28 protein-coding genes and 1 pseudogene are annotated in these 17627 nt (G+C 60.9%); all 29 read right to left on the bottom strand.

Translation table 11 applies throughout. The annotated features are described in order from the left end of the window. Window positions 1-471: a hypothetical protein gene (locus ACP6KB_RS16500; protein WP_442108171.1), complete on the bottom strand. Its 471-nt coding sequence runs from the start codon at window positions 469-471 to the stop codon at window positions 1-3. Further along, window positions 471-935 carry a hypothetical protein gene (locus ACP6KB_RS16505; RefSeq protein ID WP_442108173.1) on the bottom strand — a complete coding sequence of 155 codons (465 nt, stop codon included), beginning with the start codon at window positions 933-935 and terminating at the stop codon, window positions 471-473. The genes ACP6KB_RS16500 and ACP6KB_RS16505 overlap by 1 nt, the downstream gene beginning before the upstream one ends. After that, window positions 916-3240 carry a hypothetical protein gene (locus ACP6KB_RS16510; RefSeq protein ID WP_442108175.1) on the bottom strand — a complete coding sequence of 775 codons (2325 nt, stop codon included), beginning with the start codon at window positions 3238-3240 and terminating at the stop codon, window positions 916-918. Before ACP6KB_RS16510 ends, ACP6KB_RS16505 begins: the two co-directional genes overlap by 20 nt. Beyond that, window positions 3237-3872 (bottom strand): hypothetical protein, encoded by a 636-nt coding sequence (locus ACP6KB_RS16515; protein WP_442108177.1) that lies wholly within the window; start codon window positions 3870-3872, stop codon window positions 3237-3239. Before ACP6KB_RS16515 ends, ACP6KB_RS16510 begins: the two co-directional genes overlap by 4 nt. A gap of 53 nt (window positions 3873-3925) precedes the next feature. Beyond that, the gene (locus ACP6KB_RS16520) at window positions 3926-4378 is read right to left on the bottom strand and encodes a hypothetical protein (protein WP_442108179.1); all 453 of its coding nucleotides are present in this window, start codon (window positions 4376-4378) and stop codon (window positions 3926-3928) included. A gap of 9 nt (window positions 4379-4387) precedes the next feature. Beyond that, complete coding sequence (locus ACP6KB_RS16525) at window positions 4388-4834, bottom strand: Bbp16 family capsid cement protein (protein ID WP_442108181.1); 447 nt, start codon at window positions 4832-4834, stop codon at window positions 4388-4390. 40 nt (window positions 4835-4874) lie between these two features. After that, complete coding sequence (locus ACP6KB_RS16530; protein WP_442108182.1) at window positions 4875-5867, bottom strand: major capsid protein; 993 nt, start codon at window positions 5865-5867, stop codon at window positions 4875-4877. Window positions 5868-5877: 10 nt separating this feature from the next. Beyond that, entirely contained in the window at window positions 5878-6585 is a 708-nt protein-coding gene (locus tag ACP6KB_RS16535) for a hypothetical protein (protein ID WP_442108184.1), read from the bottom strand. Further along, on the bottom strand, window positions 6582-6965 hold the full coding sequence (locus ACP6KB_RS16540; protein WP_442108186.1) for a Gp49 family protein: 384 nt from the start codon (window positions 6963-6965) through the stop codon (window positions 6582-6584). Before ACP6KB_RS16540 ends, ACP6KB_RS16535 begins: the two co-directional genes overlap by 4 nt. A 2-nt stretch (window positions 6966-6967) precedes the next feature. Further along, complete coding sequence (locus tag ACP6KB_RS16545; RefSeq protein WP_442108188.1) at window positions 6968-7267, bottom strand: Bbp19 family protein; 300 nt, start codon at window positions 7265-7267, stop codon at window positions 6968-6970. Next, complete coding sequence (locus ACP6KB_RS16550; RefSeq protein WP_442108190.1) at window positions 7268-8962, bottom strand: portal protein; 1695 nt, start codon at window positions 8960-8962, stop codon at window positions 7268-7270. A gap of 2 nt (window positions 8963-8964) precedes the next feature. Beyond that, on the bottom strand, window positions 8965-9228 hold the full coding sequence (locus ACP6KB_RS16555) for a hypothetical protein (protein ID WP_442108192.1): 264 nt from the start codon (window positions 9226-9228) through the stop codon (window positions 8965-8967). Between the two features lie 11 nt (window positions 9229-9239). Next, window positions 9240-10739: a terminase gene (locus ACP6KB_RS16560; RefSeq protein ID WP_442108194.1), complete on the bottom strand. Its 1500-nt coding sequence runs from the start codon at window positions 10737-10739 to the stop codon at window positions 9240-9242. Then, complete coding sequence (locus ACP6KB_RS16565; RefSeq protein ID WP_442108196.1) at window positions 10717-11259, bottom strand: terminase small subunit; 543 nt, start codon at window positions 11257-11259, stop codon at window positions 10717-10719. Before ACP6KB_RS16565 ends, ACP6KB_RS16560 begins: the two co-directional genes overlap by 23 nt. A gap of 7 nt (window positions 11260-11266) precedes the next feature. Then, a complete protein-coding gene (locus tag ACP6KB_RS16570) occupies window positions 11267-11521 on the bottom strand; it encodes a hypothetical protein (RefSeq protein WP_442108198.1) in 255 nt (84 codons plus the stop codon). Between the two features lie 2 nt (window positions 11522-11523). Beyond that, complete coding sequence (locus ACP6KB_RS16575; RefSeq protein ID WP_442108200.1) at window positions 11524-12012, bottom strand: hypothetical protein; 489 nt, start codon at window positions 12010-12012, stop codon at window positions 11524-11526. 10 nt (window positions 12013-12022) lie between these two features. Next, window positions 12023-12475, bottom strand: coding sequence for a lysis system i-spanin subunit Rz (locus ACP6KB_RS16580; protein ID WP_442108202.1), 453 nt, complete (start codon window positions 12473-12475; stop codon window positions 12023-12025). Further along, window positions 12472-12666: a hypothetical protein gene (locus ACP6KB_RS16585; protein WP_442108204.1), complete on the bottom strand. Its 195-nt coding sequence runs from the start codon at window positions 12664-12666 to the stop codon at window positions 12472-12474. Before ACP6KB_RS16585 ends, ACP6KB_RS16580 begins: the two co-directional genes overlap by 4 nt. A gap of 9 nt (window positions 12667-12675) precedes the next feature. Then, window positions 12676-12861 carry a hypothetical protein gene (locus ACP6KB_RS16590; protein WP_442108206.1) on the bottom strand — a complete coding sequence of 62 codons (186 nt, stop codon included), beginning with the start codon at window positions 12859-12861 and terminating at the stop codon, window positions 12676-12678. Window positions 12862-12887: 26 nt separating this feature from the next. After that, window positions 12888-13115: a hypothetical protein gene (locus ACP6KB_RS16595; protein ID WP_442108207.1), complete on the bottom strand. Its 228-nt coding sequence runs from the start codon at window positions 13113-13115 to the stop codon at window positions 12888-12890. Continuing rightward, window positions 13112-13534: a structural protein gene (locus tag ACP6KB_RS16600; protein WP_442108209.1), complete on the bottom strand. Its 423-nt coding sequence runs from the start codon at window positions 13532-13534 to the stop codon at window positions 13112-13114. Before ACP6KB_RS16600 ends, ACP6KB_RS16595 begins: the two co-directional genes overlap by 4 nt. Further along, entirely contained in the window at window positions 13531-13866 is a 336-nt protein-coding gene (locus ACP6KB_RS16605) for a phage holin, lambda family (RefSeq protein ID WP_442108211.1), read from the bottom strand. The genes ACP6KB_RS16600 and ACP6KB_RS16605 overlap by 4 nt, the downstream gene beginning before the upstream one ends. A gap of 161 nt (window positions 13867-14027) precedes the next feature. Continuing rightward, a complete protein-coding gene (gene gvpU / locus ACP6KB_RS16610; protein ID WP_442108213.1) occupies window positions 14028-14522 on the bottom strand; it encodes a gas vesicle accessory protein GvpU in 495 nt (164 codons plus the stop codon). Then, the gene (locus tag ACP6KB_RS16615) at window positions 14470-14946 is read right to left on the bottom strand and encodes a hypothetical protein (protein WP_442108215.1); all 477 of its coding nucleotides are present in this window, start codon (window positions 14944-14946) and stop codon (window positions 14470-14472) included. The genes gvpU and ACP6KB_RS16615 overlap by 53 nt, the downstream gene beginning before the upstream one ends. Beyond that, window positions 14943-15572, bottom strand: coding sequence for a hypothetical protein (locus ACP6KB_RS16620; RefSeq protein WP_442108217.1), 630 nt, complete (start codon window positions 15570-15572; stop codon window positions 14943-14945). Before ACP6KB_RS16620 ends, ACP6KB_RS16615 begins: the two co-directional genes overlap by 4 nt. Before the next feature lie 43 nt (window positions 15573-15615). Then, window positions 15616-16059 (bottom strand): RusA family crossover junction endodeoxyribonuclease, encoded by a 444-nt coding sequence (locus ACP6KB_RS16625; protein ID WP_442108219.1) that lies wholly within the window; start codon window positions 16057-16059, stop codon window positions 15616-15618. Continuing rightward, window positions 16052-16225, bottom strand: coding sequence for a hypothetical protein (locus tag ACP6KB_RS16630; protein ID WP_442108221.1), 174 nt, complete (start codon window positions 16223-16225; stop codon window positions 16052-16054). Before ACP6KB_RS16630 ends, ACP6KB_RS16625 begins: the two co-directional genes overlap by 8 nt. Next, entirely contained in the window at window positions 16222-16974 is a 753-nt protein-coding gene (locus ACP6KB_RS16635; protein ID WP_442108223.1) for a hypothetical protein, read from the bottom strand. Before ACP6KB_RS16635 ends, ACP6KB_RS16630 begins: the two co-directional genes overlap by 4 nt. A 73-nt stretch (window positions 16975-17047) precedes the next feature. Further along, a pseudogene (locus ACP6KB_RS16640) lies at window positions 17048-17617 on the bottom strand (DnaT-like ssDNA-binding domain-containing protein); the annotation flags it as partial. Window positions 17618-17627: the final 10 nt, after the last annotated feature.

A 17627-nucleotide genomic window follows, 5' to 3' on the forward strand; every position in this document is an offset into this window, starting at 1 on the left:
TCAACCCCCGCTGTACATGTTGTAGGCCTGACCGCCGCCGGTGAGCAGCGAGCCGAAGCCGTTGAGGCGGCGGGTACGGAAGTCGGCCTTGGCCTGCTTGATGCCCTCATTCCCCTGGTCGACAAGCCCCATGGCCTGGTTGAAGGCATTGCGGCGCAGCTGGTCGGCGTCCTGCTTGGCAAGATCGATGGTGCCCTGCTCGATGCGACCTGCCGATCCTTGGCCGACCACCACACCATTGCCCGCAAAGCCGGTGCGCTGGCTGGCCGCCGTCTGCCGCCCCTGCTCGTTCGCCATGTCGGCGGCAAAGTCGCCCTGGTTGATGGTGTCGCGCGCCTGGTCATTCAGGTAACGCTGCTGGCGCTTGGCGGCCTTGACGGTGTCCTTGCCCTGTTGGATCTGGGAATATGCGTTGAGTATCCCGCCGCCCGCGGCCGCAGCCGGGCCAAGAACTGGTGCTGCTGCGCCCATTACAGTCCCCTCAAAGTCATTGGATGGAACAACTCACCGTTGACCCCATAGGGCACGGCGTCATGCATGTGGAAACCGAGCCAGCGCAACCAGCGCAGGGCCTTTACGTAGCGGGCATCGGTGTAATTGATCAGCACCTGATGGCGCTGGCGCATGGCGGCAACCTCGCGGTCGCACTCGACCAGGAAGGCGCGGCGGTGCTTGGCGATCTCGGTGGTGCTGATCAGCCACGGCACGCCGATACGGTCGTCATGCTTGATGTCGCCGAACATGGCCACCACCCGACCGCCCACGACGTAGGCCCTAGCGTTGACGCTCTTGGCCACGGAGTCGCGCAGTTCCTGCTCAACGGCCAGGCCGCGCAAACACTCGAACTCAAGCCGGTCCTGCACGCGGGCGTTCGCCACCGTCATGGCGATCAGCCGGTCATCGACCGGCAACATCTCAGCCACCGGCCTGGACATTGGGCATTACCCCCAGAATGGTCAGTGGCAGGGGGTCGGACTGGCGAATGAACAGCCGCCCGAAGGAATCCCATTGGCACGGGACCTCCATTTCAGCCCGGCCGGTCAGCAGCTCGATCGGCTCCCCGTAGTTCTCGCCGGCACGCTGCTTGAACTCGTCCAGATGATCTGCATCCGGGCCGGCGAAGATGCCCCGGCTTTCCTGGCACAGCACCACCAACTGGTTATTGCGCTTCTTGTTGCCTAGGAACGACTGATTGTTCTGGAGGGTGATGTCCAGGGTTTCAAAGTCGCCAGTGATCGGCAGGCCGATGTGCACCACCAAGGTTGGGCTGTCTAGGGCTACAGTGCCGCCAGTAACCACCTGCTGGGGAATGACGTTGCCGTCACCCAGCATGCTGACGGTCTTGCCCTCCAGGTGGCCGAGCCCGCTGACGGTCGTTGCAGCCACACCCCAGCGGGTGGCAGGAATGCCACGCAGAGACTGTGGCACAACGGTCTGAGGCTCAACAGTTACCACGGTCGGCGAGATGTAGGCCGTGATCCGTACCGTAAGGATCTCGCCAATGCTGGTTTCAGCCCCGCCGCCGTACATGATCACGCTGCGATCGACCATGCCGGCATTAAAGGTGGCGGTACCAACAGCCAGGGTCAGCAGGTTGGGGAATTGCCAGTCGGTACCACCGGAGAGAACTGCGGTACCGGAACGGCGCCCGTCGTAGGTGAGTCCGCAATCCACGAAGAAAGCCCGGTCAAACCAGAAGTCGCCGGTACCGAACTTGGTCAGCTGTCGCGTGGCCATGCGCTCGATGTAGCGCTTCGTTACGCCGTTGATAACTCGCTTCACGATCAGGTACAGCGCATCCTCATCATCCTCTGGCACGCTGGCTACAGACTCGACGTCACCGTCTGTATCGTGCCAGCTCCAGCCGTATACCTGCTGATCCGGCAGAAAGGTGAAGCCAAGCAGCATGCCATCGTTGCGGGCCATCCACAGCACGCCATTAGGCGCCAGGGCAAAGGCCTGGTCCTGAATCGTGTAGCCGCGCAGCAGGTGCGATGAAAGCACGCTCACGTCCTGCGGCTGAAATCCGTCTGAAACGTAGTTGTAGGCCAGCGTCGACAGCTTGCCGCCCCGAGCCTGGATGTACAGCGCCGTGTTGGCGTAGATAGCCGGAATCACGTCGCTGGAGCCGAAGTAGCTCTGTTCCACCGCCGACACGTTGGCCGGTGTGATGCCGGACTCGCTGGAGCCGGTAATGGCGATTTCGGCACCCGAGGTCATGGCCAGCAGCTCGCGCAACGACACCAGGTGGCGGATCTGGTTGACCTGCCGGCTGGCAATGACGAACTCGATACCGTCGTCGTCCTTGTTGGGGTCGGAGTAGCCGAAGTTGTGGAAGTCTCCGGTGCGCGACATCCACACGGTCTGCGGGTTGGCAACGCTCGCCGCAAAGGCCATGCGCTGCTGGTAATAGCCGACTACCGAAGGGTTGTTGCCATCAGCGAACGGGTTGTAGCCAATCGGTACGGTGTTGTCCGTCTCGGGCGTGATGTTGATGTCGTTGAAGGTGGTACCGGCCGACTGCCCAATGAAGCCGAACACGCCAGACGACTTGTTCTTGTACACGTTGTAGTGGTCGGCGCCGGTAACAGCTGTCCAGGACAGGGTTGCCCCGGGCTTGTCGTCGAAGCTGTTCACCGTGGCTGTGTTGCTGGCCCAAGACTCGACGGAACCTTCCGAGATGCTGCTGACCGCCGTGATCTTGTATTGGTACTCGGTGGTATCACCGGAACCACCCGTACGTGGCGTGGCGGCAAGGCCAGTAGGTGCTGCAATTCCCGGCTCGAACGTAATGGCTGTGAGCGTCCAGTTGGTGGGCGCCAGGCGCGCCAGCTCACGTGGCGGGTGACTTGGGTGAACGATGGTAAGTACATCAGCCGACTGGGTGAACTTGAGGTCTGGCAGCTGCGCCGTGGTGTACGGGGACACGATCTCGTACGGAACCGCGCCACTCACCACCTGGCCGCCCATGCTGATGAAGCGGATGTACAGATTGCCGAACTCCAGGATGTATGTCTGCTCGGTCGAGAACTGGAACGGGATCAGCCTGGTGCGGGCCGCGCTGTTCTTCACCTCGGTGATGAAACGCGTGCCAGAACGGTTCTGTGATCCACCCTCCGGCAGCACAACAAAGTTGCGGCAAGTCTTGAGAGCCGTGTAATAGCGGGCCAGGTCAACCCGTGCATAGGTGGCCGGCGCGACCTCGCCAGCGCTGAAGGACGGCTGAATGACTTCGCTCATGCGCCGCGCCCCGTGATGAAGATGGATTCTCGCTGGTACTGCGTGACGCCCTCGTTGAGCGCTGCCGCCGCAGCGGTCAGCACTTCGGCCTTGTACTCAGCAGCGCAGGCAGAGGCGATACCGGCATCCTTCGCCAGCGGTGCAGCGATCTGGCTGGCCAAGTACCAGGACAGCGCCGACACGAAGATCGGGTCGAACATTTCCGGAGACTCGACTTTCAGCGTGTACTCAAGGGTGGCCGGTGAAGCGTTAGTGCTGATCAGGCGCTGGCTGGCCCCGTTGATGATCCGGAACGGGATGCGGGGGATCTTCGGAATCTGGCAGTCCATGCCCGCCGGCCATACGCCCTGCGGAAAGACCGGGTTGACGATGCGGCGCACCCGCATGCAGTCGTTCGGCACGGCGTACGCGTAGGGGTATTCGGGGTTCGGGTTATCGGCTACCTCGGCCAACTGGGCAAAGGCAGTGACGAACCCCCAATCACAGTCAGCGCGCAGCACAAAGTCCCGGCAACTTTCGTAGAACTGCTTGCAGATCCGGGCGGCGGTGCTGTTTTCCTCCAAGTCATCGATGCGGATGCTGTTACCGATGCGGAAGAGCGCCATGTTGCACACATCAATGACTGATGACATTGGTTGCTGGCTCCATGAAAAGGGCCCCTAAGGGCCCTTGGTGGGTTGCTGACTCAGGCGTCCGGGCCGTCGTCGTCATCGTCCGAGTTGCCGCCACTGTCGCCGCCATCTGCCCCACCACCCTGGCCGCCGGTGTTGGTGCTGGTGGTGTCGACAGGCTTCACGTACGGCTCGCCCCCAGCGATCAGGCGATCAGCTTCGGCTTGGGCCTCTTCCTTGTTGGCCCCAACGAAATCGCCGACCTTCTTGCCACTGGCATCGATGACGATGTGGCGGCCACCCCCGTTGTGCTTGACGGTGAAGGCTGGCTGAGGACCCCCACCACCCTGGCCGCCGGTGTTGGTGCCAGCCACAGGCTTGGTTGAGCTGGATGGCGTCCAGCCCTGCGGCTGCATCCATTTGCCCAGGTGGCTCTCGCTTTGAATATCGAACGGCTGGCCGCCAGCCTCTGGCGGATCCTGAATCTTCCCGCCGTAGTAGCCGCGTTCAAGTGCGATAACTTTCATGGTCGCTCCTTAAACGATGGTGAAGCCGCTGGCGTAGGTGGCAGTGTCCTGCACATCCTTCACCAGGCCGGCCCAGAAGGTGCCAGCAGTGAGCGGGCCGGTGCCAACGGTGTAGTTCACCCGCAGGTAACGACGGACACCGCGCGGGACTGCTACAGCAACCGGACGCTTGCCAGCAGCCATGTCAGCAAGTGCGGTGACACCCGAGTCGAACAAAGTGACCCAGGTGGCGTTGTCGTCACTGGTCTGCAACTGGAAGTTCACGGTTGCAGCACCAGCGGCAGCGGCAGCAACCAGAACGGCGATGACCAAATACAGCGGCTCGCCGGCGCCGATGTCGCGGCGGGTGTTGCCGTGGGTCAGTGGGCCGAGGTCGAGAACGTCGGTCGATGCCGCCGTCGCGGTGACTGCCTGGCCAGTCAACCCGCTGAACATATTCAGCTTGTCGGTGATCATGGGATTTCTCCGGAGAATGGGTTTGGCTGGAAATTGCCGGTCAGACGACCGGCGACTCAGTGTTAAGCAGGGCGTCACAGGTACGGAACGGAACCCCGCGCAGGCTGGTGATCCACTCACCGTCGTATTCCTGGATCTTGAGCCGCACGTTGTTCTTGTTCATTGCCTGGATGTCGAGACATTCGGCGATGGTCCGGTTCATGTAGAACGCGGCGCGGCCCATGCGCAGGTTCGGGATGCGGTGCACAGCACGCACCATCGCCTCGATCAGCTTCACCGTGCTGCCGTTGGTGTCGGCCACCAAGTCGCTGATGTCGATGTTGCAAATGCGAACGGCGTAGCGCCAGTCGCGCAGGGCAGCACCGGTCTCCCACTTGTAGTGGTCGCGGTAGGCACGGAAGAACTTGCCGGTGCCATCGTCCACGAGTTCTACGCCCATGTCGTTGTGGTCCAGGCCAGCTTTCGAACCCTTCGGGAAGATCCCGTGCACGGTCTGATCGCCCCACACCACCAGCCACACCGATGTGTTATCGGAGCCCGAACCGCCCATCTTGATGATGTTCTGCCCGTTCTTCGCCGTGCTGTCGCTGTAGCGCGGGGCCAGGCCCAGAGGCTTGGCAGGCTCCAACGCGCTGTTGGAGTAGAACAAGGCGCTAGCCATGTCCTGGTTCATGCCCTCGATAAATGCGGCGTTCTCGGACAGGCGGAAAGCAGCGGTGTTGCCGTTCAGGTCTGCCAGCTTCTCGTCGACGACGCCGAGGTTTTCCAGCAGAGCGCAGGTTTCATCAACCTGCACAGTGGTGGACTTGCCGCGAGCAATACCGGCGTTCAGTGCACGCCAAGTACCGGAAGGCAGGCCAGTACGCGCGGTGGTGCGGTGGCCGGTCGCCAGGTTACCTTCCAACCACAGCATGTCGGTCAGAATTTCGTTGGTCTGGTTCAGCATCTCGATGATGCGCGCCGGCTTGCTGTCCGGATCCTGGCGCTTGGCCCAGTCGGCCAGCGTCAGCGCAGTGTTGGCGATAACGGCCATGGTTTACTCCTCAGGATTTTCCGTAGAAGACTTCTTCGTTGGACTTACGGGTGTTGTTGCCGGAACCGCTATGCAGCTGGCCCTCGGCCAACTGCTGGCCGATCCGGTGGAAGAGCCGAACAACTTCGGGGTGGGAGCCCAGCCCGGACTCCTTGAGCATGGTGCTCAGCTCGGGGGTACCGAACTGGGCCAGGGCTTTCTGGGCAACGCCTACGTTGGCGTCGAAGTTGGCGCCGCCGAATGCTGCGTCCTCGCGCAGGGACTTCTCCCAGCCGGTGACAAGGCCTTGGCGCTGCTCAAGGCCGGCTTGCTCAGCAGCCAGGGCGCGCTTGGCGTCGAAGGCAACCAGCTTGTCTGCCTGCTCTTGGGTGAGGCCCAGCTCCTTGAACAGCGGGCTTACCTCGGCCAACTGCTGATCGGACATTGCATAGCCTTCTGGTAGGTCCTTGAAGGCGTAGGCCTCAGGCACCACCGGCTTCTGCGCCTGATCGCCCTCACCCTCCTGCTTCTGGCCCTGCTGCTGGCTTTCCTGGGCTTGCTGATTGGCATCGCCAGCCTGCTGTTGCTGCTGGCCTTGGGCGCCCTGATCGCCTCCAAGGATGTTGCTTTGCGGCTCGCCAGTAGCCTGAGCAGCAGCTGCACCACCTCCCTGGACGCCATCGGCGCCGGCTTCGTTCATGAGGAAGTGGCCGAGACGGCCATGGATGAAGTAGCTCATGCTTCACCGCCTTCGGTTTGGCCAAACTCAGCTCGGGCAGACAGCTTGCTGCGCAGTTCGTAGCCCATCAGCGGCCAGACCTTGGCAACGGCGTTCTCGCGGGCGATTCGACGACCGATCTCGGCGTCAAAGTTCTCCGGGCTGGCACAGGCGCTTTCGCCGGTCACGGTGAAGCCGTTGCGCAATACCAGGACGCAAAATGTCAGCAGGTGTAATGGGTGATCGGCAGGTACTGGCGGCTGAACATCGTTTGGCACAACGCCTGTGGCGCCGTTGATGTACCACTCGCTTTCGATATTCAGTTCGATATCAGCTGGACGGATGCGCGGCGCATTGAGTCCTTTTGCCTGAATTTCGTGCTCGATTGCTTTGTCGTTCATGGTCATTCCTCGCTATTGACCGTGGTGTTTTCCGCGACCATCACCTGGTACAGGTGCGGGCACAGGGTGTTGATGCGCTGCAGCAGATACAGGCCGTGCTGCCGCTTGCCTTCGCTGAAGGCCATCGGGATAGGTTTCGGGTCGTAGACCGGGTGGAACACGCGGGCAGCCTCAAGCTGTTTCCAGGTCAGGCGCCGGCCACGGGGATCTGCCATCAGCCACTTGAAGTCCTGGGCGGCCTGCTCTTGCTCCAGGCGTGCGGCGTCCTCCCGCTGCTGCAGGATCTCGGCGTCTTCGAACATTTAGGCCCCCAGCATCTGGCCCAGGACGTTGTCCGGGGTGACTTCGGTTTCGGACAGGAGCTTGGCCCCTTGGATGGCTGCACCCATGGCCTGCTGGGCTTGCGCAGCTTGTTGCTGCTGGGCGCGCTGCTCGCGGATGGCGGCAACTTCGTCGGCCCCGCGGACGACGGTTGGAACCACGCCAATGGCGTCGGCGTACTCCTCGATGAGCTGGTCGGAGTTGACCTTGTCCAGCACCTCCGGGAATGCTCCTGACAGGTTGCCGGCCAGAGTGGCGAACCGCTCCAGCCCCAGCACGTTCTGTGACTTCTGGGCCTGAGCCAGGATCGACACGTACTCGGCCTGGATCTCGCTGTTGGCCTCGATCAGCTCCTGGGGTGGCGGTGGCAGCAAAGGGTCGCCATCTATGATGCCGGCCCAGATCGGGATCGACTGGCGCAGCATGATGTTGAAAGTGCGGTCGATCAGCGGGTCAAGCAGTTCGTCGTTGATGCGCTCGAGCACGGGGCCGAGCATCAGCATCTTCTCTTCCTTCCGCGCGGCAATCTCGGTGGCGGTGCGCACTGTGTCGAGCTGGCTGACCATCAGGAACAGGTCGACGAAGAACGCTTCGTTGATCCGACCTTCGTGCTCCTGGATCTTCGCCTGGATGGGCGACAACCAAGCAGCATTTGGCTGGTAGATGGGCGACATCTGGTTCTGAGTGCCGACCATTTGAACGTATGTCACCCCGCCAGGGATGGTGCTGCTGGGTTGCCCCTTGAGTTCAGCCGGGGCCTGCAGCGGCGGGTTTGCGCCAGTCTCGGTCATGCGGGCAGCCTGGCGCTCGTACAGCTGCAGGGCCTTCACGTCACCCAAGCAGATGCGTCCAGGGCCAGTGCCGTATGCGTCCCCAGGCATCGACTCCCACCGGACAGCCATAGCCGGGAACTCGTGATAGCCGCGGTCTTCCAGCACCATGTCACCAGGGGCACCTGTCTCCCAAGTCAGCGCCGAGAACGGCAGGTTCCGACTGCCAGCGCGATCAGGGTTGGCGTTCATGTTCAACTCGACCCGCTGGGCACAGTTGATGAACTGGTCGCCGTTGTTGTTCTCGTACATGGACTTCGAAGCTGGGCTCAGCGACTCAACGCCGAATTTCTCAACCAGCTGGTTCACTGTCCACTTGAACTCTCGGTAAATGGCTGCCGCCCGCCCGTCGGCGCCGTTGGACAAGTAATACTCGCCCCACGTGAAAGCTTCACAGCGGATAACGGTATCCGGGTGCTCATCCACCCAGATGCAGCCGGTTCCGAAGGTGGCCATCTCCTGGTAACAGGTCGGCAGAACTTGATACAGGTTTGAGCGCAAGAACACGTCGCGCATGCGCTGGGTGCACTCGTAGAACCAGGACTTAACCGGGCCGAACTCCATGATCGCCCTGGCCACGGGCGCCAAGTTGAACCACGGCCGAGCCGGCGACGTTATGCCACTCATCATCCCCGATGCGGTAGTTCGACTGGCCATCGTGGCCCGATTGTTGATGATCTTGTTATTGCGGCGGTCGCCACGGTTGGTGTCGTCGCACATCACCCGGGAGCGCATGGGTAAGATGAAGTCCGAAATTTCCTTGGCGTTGGTATCCCAGGAAGAACGCTCGTTCTTCAGCGCTGACAGCCGCTTCTCGGCCAGCTTGCGTGGGCTGTCGATGGCCATGGTTATTGCCCCAGCAAGGTCTTGGTGGTGGTCGGTGCGGCGGTTGCATTTGCTCCACCCAAGATGGTCGACGTAATTCCGGCAGCCTTGGCGCGGCGGCGTTTGTCTGCCGCCAGACCCTCAGCATCTGCTGTTGACACATCGTTGGTGTCAACCTGCTCAGCGGTAGTGGTATCGGTCTTCGGTGTTTCGAAGGAATCGCCTAATACCTTGCCTGCAAGGCCTAGCGTGGCGACGTTGGCCACACTTTTGACTGCTCCGCCCATGGGGTAAGTCCTCAGCTGTGAAATGGGTCGTAATGGGATTGGTGGCTACCGTTTATTCCACCATTGCTCTGGTACTGGGCCTTCATCACCGGCATGGTGAAGGTCAGGGCCAAGGCATCACCGTCGTCCGGGCTTATGCCCAAACGTTTCTTGATGTCTTTCTTCTTCTCCAGCGCAAGCTGGTCCGACGCGTTGTGGTCGTACTCAGGGCTGGTGAGCTCGGTTTCGAGCTCGGTGTCGCTCTCGATCGCCAAGCCAGACTTGATCGCCTCACGCATACGCCACCAGATCCAGGTCCGCATGTTCGAGTAGTGCCGGTCTGGTGCTTGGCTCGCGAAGTTCACGTCGATGATCATCACGCCAGGTAGCAGGCGTCGAAGCTGGTCAGCCACTGGCCCGCCGACACCCGTAGAGTCGACGAACACTGCATCAGGTTTACGCTCCACCACTTCGGTGCATACCCGGGCGATGAACTTGGTGGTATCTCGCGTCTCGCTCCCAGGGATCTTGATTGGCTTGATGCTCCTGGCATCCATGCCGCGCCGAAAGCGGATTACGTTGTTGTCCATGCCGCCGCGGGCGATGTCGATACCGCACACCAGGGCATCGTCCATGCCAAACACGGCTTCGCGCCGCATGGCCTCGGCCACCCAGTCGGTTGGGATCAGCTGCAAGTCGGAAGCCCTCGGGAACATGCCGCGTACGCGGATACGGACGAAGTCGCTGTCCTCGCCGTAGTCGGCGATCCACTTGGCGATCTGCGTCTTGTTTGTGCCGTCGACGGTGCGGCTGTCGACCTGGCGGTGCCGCCAGCGGTGCTTGAACTTCGTGAAGCACTCACGGAAGCGACCGCTGTTACGGGTTGGGTTGCCGAAGGCAGCCCAGATGATTTCGGTGTCGGCGTCCGTCAGGGCGCCCTCTGCCACTTCCCACACCAGGTCGGCGATGGCCGATGCCTCGTCGAAGATGAGCAGGATGCGCTTACCTTCGTTGTGCAGGCCGGCGAACGCCTCGGTGTTGGTGTCCGACCATGGCACGGCGTCGATACGCCAGTTCTTTTCGTGGCCTGGGTCGGTGCTGATCAGCGCGGTACCGGTCAGCTTGAACCAGTGGGCAGTGATCGAAAGCCGGTTCCACTTGGCCACCTCGGGCCAGGTCTTGGTGCGCAGCTGGCTCTCGGTGTTGGCCGTGACCACACCGCGTGTATCGATGGCGGTGTCCAGGGCCCACTTGATGATCCACGACACCAGTGCCGACTTGCCGATACCGTGGCCGCTGGCTACAGCCTCGCGGATGACTTCGCCCAGATCCTTGGCACCTGCCCTGACCTGCTGGCCGATGGAGTCCAGCACCTGGCACTGCCACTCCCGAGGCCCTGACTTGTTGGCCAACTCCGTGCCTTCCTCGCCCCAGGGGAACGCATAGAGCACGTAGCCCAGCGGATCATCGGCAAAGCTCAGGATGTCCTCAACGAGCTGCTGCTCGTAGTCAATCTCGGCCGGTACGTTCACGGACGCGCGCCTTTGCCTTGGCCATCCGGTCCGCCAGGCCGGTGACGTTGACCTCGACCTGCTCCTTGAAGGCGTTCACGTTCACGTGCTTGCCCAGCAGCTCAAGGTTGCGGACCTTGTCGGGCCACTTGATCTTCTTGAGGATGCCGACCATGTCCCGGTCCTTGCCCTGGCCTTCGAACATCTCAGCGAGGTCGAAACCGACCAGGTACTGGCGCCAGGCCTTGGGCCACTGCTTGAGCGGCTTGAGGGAAAGGTCATCCTCCAGAATGTCCAGCAGGTCCAGCTGGTCTATCTCTACGAGCCGTTGCAGCACGTAGTCGGCGTCGACCTTCAAGCGCTTGTTGCGCTCGCTCATGGCCTTCTCGATGGCCTGGGCAACCTCTGGGATCTGCATCAGCGCGTAGGCCTGGTCCTTGGCCCCCTTCGTCGCATACCCGGCCCTGATCGCCGCCTGGGTGGCGTTCAGGTCTTTCAGGTACTCGGCCACGAACCGATGGCGCTTTACGGTCATGGCCATAGATGGATTACTCGCCGGTGGCGGCCGGGGCTACAACCTCGCCGCTGGTGGTGGCTTCACCGGCATCGGTGACGCTACTGTCGGTAGTGGTCTCCGTCACAACAGCCTGCACCTGACGCATCCAGGCGAATTTGGGGAAGATCGCCACCACCACACCGGCGGTTGCATAAAGGGTCAGTCCATTCGAGTCGAGGACATGGGTCAGGGCCCCGATGCGGTGTACCTGTCCATCCGGGTCTTTCACTTCATAGGTAACGGTCATGATCAGTACTCGTAAGGAATCTTTTCCCGGTACTCGACCGAGAGTGTGAATGGCTGATTTCCAGACCCGCTGTTGATTACGCGCAGCACATAAGTGGCTTGTGCTGTGTGCACAAACGGTTCTTTCTCGCCATCCTTGCCAACTCGGTTGCTGGATGTAGCCTCAGACACGAAGCCAGTGATCTTGCTGCCCAGTGCTCCTGGCGTAACGCCGTAATAGAACTGAGTTGGCTTCGGATCGCCGCTCGACGCGAGGCGACGATTGATGGTGTGCATCTGAATGCCGCCTGTGAAGCTGGCCTCATAGAGCTCAACGGTAATGCTGGTGCTGAGCGTGAAGTAGTTCCGCGACAGTGCGATCACATCGCGTTGTCCAATCACGAAGCTAAAGTCGAGCTGGGCACCTGCAGTGAGGGACCAACTGTGATCCGCCAGCCAGATCTTGCCGAGCAGTGAGAGTCTGAATTTCTCGTCGGCGATCACGTCAGTCATGGCCTTACCCTCACTTGATGCCGGAGCAGGCCCGGCCCACGTAGTCTTGCAGCGCGTTCAGAGCTCGGATGGCGTCGTCGCCGTCGTTGGCGATTCGGACAATTCGTTCAGCAGTCGCTGGGTCAAGTTCGGCTCGCGCTTCTGCATGGCCCACGCTGGTGGCGGTGGCAGATCCTGAGGGGCTGCAGCTGGTGGCGAGGACTGACAGCCGGCGCTGGCCAGCAGCGACAGAAGCACGCAGATCGGCATTGGTCTGGTTCGCACGTTCGCGCTCCTGGGTGTGTTGGGTGTCGAGGTCGGCCAGCAGCTTGATAGTGTTGCGGCGGGATTCGGCGGCGGCTTCCAGGGTTGCCACCTGCTGGTTGGCCTGGTTCAGGGCCAAGGACTGGCGCTCGATCTTCTGCCAGCCGACGTAGATGATCACACCGCAAGCGACAAGGCCGGCCACCAGGTAGTTGGTCACTTACGCCACCAACCAATGGCGATGGCATTGCATGGCCTTCTCTTGCCGAACAACGACCGGAAGACCAAGCAAGCGCCACGACGACCACCAAGATCGCCACGCTCATTGGTGATACCGCGCTCTACAAGCGGAGCACCGGCCGCCTGGCCGCACTTCGCGATGAACAAACGGCCCAGGCAGATGGTGTTCATGGGGAGTCCTCAGCTCAGTTTCGCGCGGACCAAGCAGTCCTTGGCTTCCAGCAGCTTGCGCAGGCCGGCGGACTTCTCGGCACCATCAGGCAGTTGCTCGTCCATCAATTGCGCCAGCTCGCCAATAGGCTTGCTGACTTCCTGCAGGTGCGGCGGAAGATAGGCGAACTCGAAGTACTTCATGATCGGGGACATGGGGATTTCCTCGGTGGTTGTGGAGCTCATCGCGCATACCAGGTCATCTGGTAGCAGCGTGCGTCAGCGGGTATCTCGGCTATTGGCCAGCGCAGGCAGTCCATGTGCTTGCGCTTCGGCCGGTTGCGGTTCATCCGGAGCGTCTGCACCAGGTACGCAGACCCGGCGGCGGTGGTGATGTAGTCACCGACAGCGATGCCATCGGCGCCATCGACATACAGCTTGCACGGCGTGTACGGCTGCTTGCGGGTCACGCCAGAGCCCGCCGCACGCCTTCGCTGACCACGGCGTCGCTGTACGGGTTGCCGGCGTTCTCATGGATGATGATCGCAACCACAAATCCCTTGAGCGTTACTGGGTCGGTCAGCTGGATCTTGGCGCCCGGCGCTGACCCGATGCGGCGCTCGACAGAGCGCACGTAGGCGGCCGTGTCGTTCTCGTTGGACGGCGCCCACCGGCTGATGATCTTGGCCACGGTGTTCAGCCCGTAGACGCGCTGGTAGGTCTGGAGCAGCTTGCCCAGGGCACGGATGCCGTTCTCGGGGGTGTCGAAGCGGGCAAAGCGTGGCTTGGCCACACCCTCTTCCAGCCCCAGCTGGCCATTCCACTTGTTGGCCGGGCTGTAATCGATGTTGCCGGGGTTGTTGTTGCGGACGCCGCGTGGAGTGCTCATTGGCCAGTCCCCTTGCTCGGCAGCTTGAAGTCGGTCACGCGATCAGCAATGGCACGAACCTTCTCCACGCCCAAGAGACCAACCCATCCACCAACGAAGCCGGCCATGCTTTGCGGCAGGCCGAAGAATTCGAAGCCGCTGATGATCGTCACGGTCAGACCGCCACAGATAGCGCCCTCGACGAACATCTGCCGACGAGTGCCACCGCCATAGGCGATCCGAAGGACGGCCATCGCGCATGAAAGGCCTGCCGCGTACAGCAGGGGGGAGTGCTGGCTCAGCCAAGCGAGCAGCACCGCCCAGGTATCTGGTTTGTCTGGCATGTTTGGCATTCTCGATATCCCCTCTCAGGGGCAGAAACGACAAACCCCGCTCGATGGCGGGGTCTGAGATGAATTCGCGGGCAACAAAAAACCCGCTCAATGGCGGGTTTCTAGGTTCGGTGCGCAATTTCGCAACGTGGGGAAATCATGCCGAAACCCGCACATTTATGTCAAGGCTTATACGAACCTAAGTGGAAGCCGGTTACAGATTCGACCTTCCCTCTCCAGTAAGCACCTTCTCCAGAACTCGGCAGAAAACCACCGGCGCTAACAACTCGAGCATCTTTCAAATGAATAAACTCATTGGTGAGCTCGTCATGTTCATCGGCCGCCCCGCCAATGGACAAGAACGAAGTGCGAATATCTTCATTTGGCCCACCAGGCCAAGCGTTTGCAAAGCCATTAGCGATTTCTTCGAAATAGTTCTTCTGGGAAATAGTCATTCCAGAGATAACACCAGTCGAGGTGTGCAATGTAATTCCAGTTTCTACTCCAGCGGAGTTGGCCAAGCTGACAAGCATTTTCAGTATTGGGTCTTGCATGATCCCTATCCATACTAAGTTGATGAGTCGCGGATGGTAGCCCATTGCCTCCACCACATGCCAAATTTCACTATGCCTCCAGCTCTCCGCTCTGCACCAAAGATGTTCGTAACGAAAGTTCATTCAGAGCTCCGTGAAGAAAAGCGTTGAAAACGCTGGAGCATGCGGTGAACTCATCTGCGGTGTCTTCAAGGCGCTGGATAGTCCACGGGCCATGCTGACCGCTTACCCGCTGACCGCCGTCTGTATCTGTCATCGGCCTACCGTGAACAAAATCGTTTCGCAGATCCACTAGCGGATCGAACCTGTCTGCAGCCTGAAGCAATCTTTCGCGCAGAGCGTCATCGGCAACCTCTGTCGCCAGCTTACGGAAACGCTTCTTGACCACGCCTGAAGTCAACTCAGCCAACTTGTAGATTGAGTTTGGCTGTAAGCGCTCGCAACACCAAATCACATTCCACTCAAGTCCACTGAATGCATACATCGCAACGCCAAGAGCGTGCGCATAACCCAAATCCATCGGAATCCTGAGTCTGTCGTCTTTCACGCCGCCACCCTTTCCTCGATCAGAACACGCCCAACTGGACGCAAGCACATGCGATCGATCATACCAGCCTGGTCAAACATCAGCTGTACCAGCCAGCCCCACTGCCTGGCCCAATTGCGGCTGTCGAGCTCCAGACCGTGGTTATCAGCCAGCCAGCCCCGAAACACCCATGGGTTCGCCATTGGATCGGGGCTGGCGCCCATGCCGCCCTGCACCATATGCCGGTACCGTACCAATACACCACGGGCAACCCACCATTCGCGGCTGTAAGGCCTGCAGCTTCGTTTATCACCCCGCCGCTCCAGCTCAACGTGGACGTGGCCAGCCAACTTGACCAGAGCAACCTCCTCCCAGTTGTTTGACACTTCAGTGGTAATCACGGGAGCGTACAGGTGGTGACCGAACTGCTGGTAATCCTGCGGCAGACTTGCGATGGCGTCCTGCACCCTCCCTGCCAGGGCCATGTGGGCGATCTTGCCAAGGTTATCCCATCGCTCTGGCCGGGTTTCGTTCGCCACGTACCCTCGCTTGGCGAGCTTCGCCCCCTCCAGCCCGTGGTGCATGACGCTGTCCCAGGGCGTGTAGTAACAATCGTGCCAAGCAAGGCGCGCGCTTCCAAGTTTCATACTGCCCCCTTGCGTAGTTCTGCGTAGTTCGTTGTGTTGCAGTTCACGCGGCCCCCTGTTCGAGCGGTACAACTCGCACGGTGACACCTGGGACTGCAGCAAATTTCTTGGTCAGGAAAAGCTTCACCACCTGCACGTCATCGCGCCAAACGACACCATTGAGCGCGTCACACACAGCCTTGATGCAGTTGTCGGCATCGCACTTCACGGTGGGCAGAATTTCGCCGGCCAGTGCCTGGGCCTGTTTCCTCTTGGTCCAAGATGGGCGGATTGGATGCTCCATCAGCATTTCGAGCATCACCGGACGGGTGATCACTTCCCTGCCCTGCATAGCGTTCTGGGCCAACATGGCTATCAGGCCCTCATAGGCCACGGTCTTCTGTGGCGTGAACATGCGTGAGTGCTGCCCAACCTTGCCGATTCGCGGGCGCCCTTTGCCCTGCGGTTCGCCGGGGACAGTGAATTTGACGACATCGAGGTTATCCACGGCGCTTCTCCTGAATGATGAATCCCGCTGCTTGGCGGGTCTTGGCGCACTTTCCGTGGTCGCCCTTGTTGCGCGGCTTGCTGCAGACGTCGCAGAAGATCGACATCGAAGCTCGGGAGAACGGCTGAAAACCGTGTGCCGGGCGCTGTTGCGGTTCGTAGTTCATGCCGGCCTCCGGATGCCGAGCTTGGCCAGCAGTAGCTTGCGGGCCTGTTGTGGGTCAGTTGGCAGGCCTTGGGCAGTGATAAGGTCGCGTGCTTCCTGGTGGGAGCGAGCCAGCTGGGCTTTCATGCCACTGTCATGCCCGATGCGCTGGCTGATCTTCCCGTCGAGCGGCTGGGCGTTCTGGGCGCGACGCTGGACGATGGCGTAATTGCGTTCGAAGCGTTGGCGCAGGGACTTGTCGCTGTGCTTGGCACCTCTGAGGTCGAAAGTACCGGTTGCTTCGGCGGCGACCTTCACAGCTTCGTGGCTGTACTTGCCTATTAGGGCTTCGGTCCAGGCCTGGTCAACGTGTGGCAAACCCTGGACGTGCAGGCACATGGCGCGGAAGACGTTCGCGGGTGGCGGCCAGTCGAATTCAGCTGCTCGATCGAGTAATTGCTGCAGGCCACCGGCGAGCTGACGGCCAGTGAGTCCACCCAAGATCTTCGCCCAGCTGTGCTCCTGGTCAGCTGATTCGCCGAAACTCGACGTCCAGCGGTGCCCGTACATCTCCGACATCTTCAGCCAGAGCTTGTCCAGCAGCGGCTGCGGCAGCTTGCTCTCGTTGCTGTCGCTCAGCGATTGCTGCACGGACGCGGCCGGGTGCTGAACGATCTTGGCGCTGGTATCGATCGCTTTGGCCATCACCGTTGCCACCATTGGCGCGTTGTTGATGGGCTTCTGCTTTGGAAGATCCTGGTGCTGATCCATGGGAGTACCCCCCGGCTTGTGCCTGGCGAATGTGGTGTTTCAGGGACTGGGCGAGTTGGTGCTCCCACTGGGCCTGCGACTGCTCCTTGTCGGGGCGTGCGATCCAGTACGAGCGGAATTCGTTGAGGGTGTCTTCGGGGACGGCTGTGGGGATGGCATTGCGTAGCGCCGTTGCCCCCCAAGTCTTGGGAGCAGGCTGCCAGCCATCGTGCATTTCGAAGTAGCCGCGCGCGGAGAGAGTAGTAGGGCTTTTACCGGATACCGGAGGTAGGTTGTTCCTCTCGGGTTCGGCTGATTCTCCTGCGGTTGCTGCTCCAGTTTCTGGACAGCTGAAAGCCCCGTTATACGTGGCTTCTGGAGATTCTGACGGTGGTTGTTCCTGCGGTTGTTCCTCTGGTTGCTCCTTGGTTGCTCCTGTTTTGGACGGACCATCCCATGAAGCGAGCGGAAGCTCGAAAACCAGCGGGCCAATCGACTTTGTCACGCCGATTGTTTCAAGACGCTTGAGAAGGGATCGAACCTTCTGCCGGGTGACTTCTGGCGGCGCGTGACGGCCAGGCAAAGGGGCGACGTAGAGAACCTCGCGCAGCATCTGCTCGCTAATTCTACGTGATTTACCGGCGATGCCAGTCCGAAAATCCATGACCCGACGG

The organism is Pseudomonas sp. NUPR-001 (assembly GCF_052147955.1).
In the GTDB taxonomy this organism is placed as follows: Bacteria; Pseudomonadota; Gammaproteobacteria; order Pseudomonadales; family Pseudomonadaceae; genus Aquipseudomonas.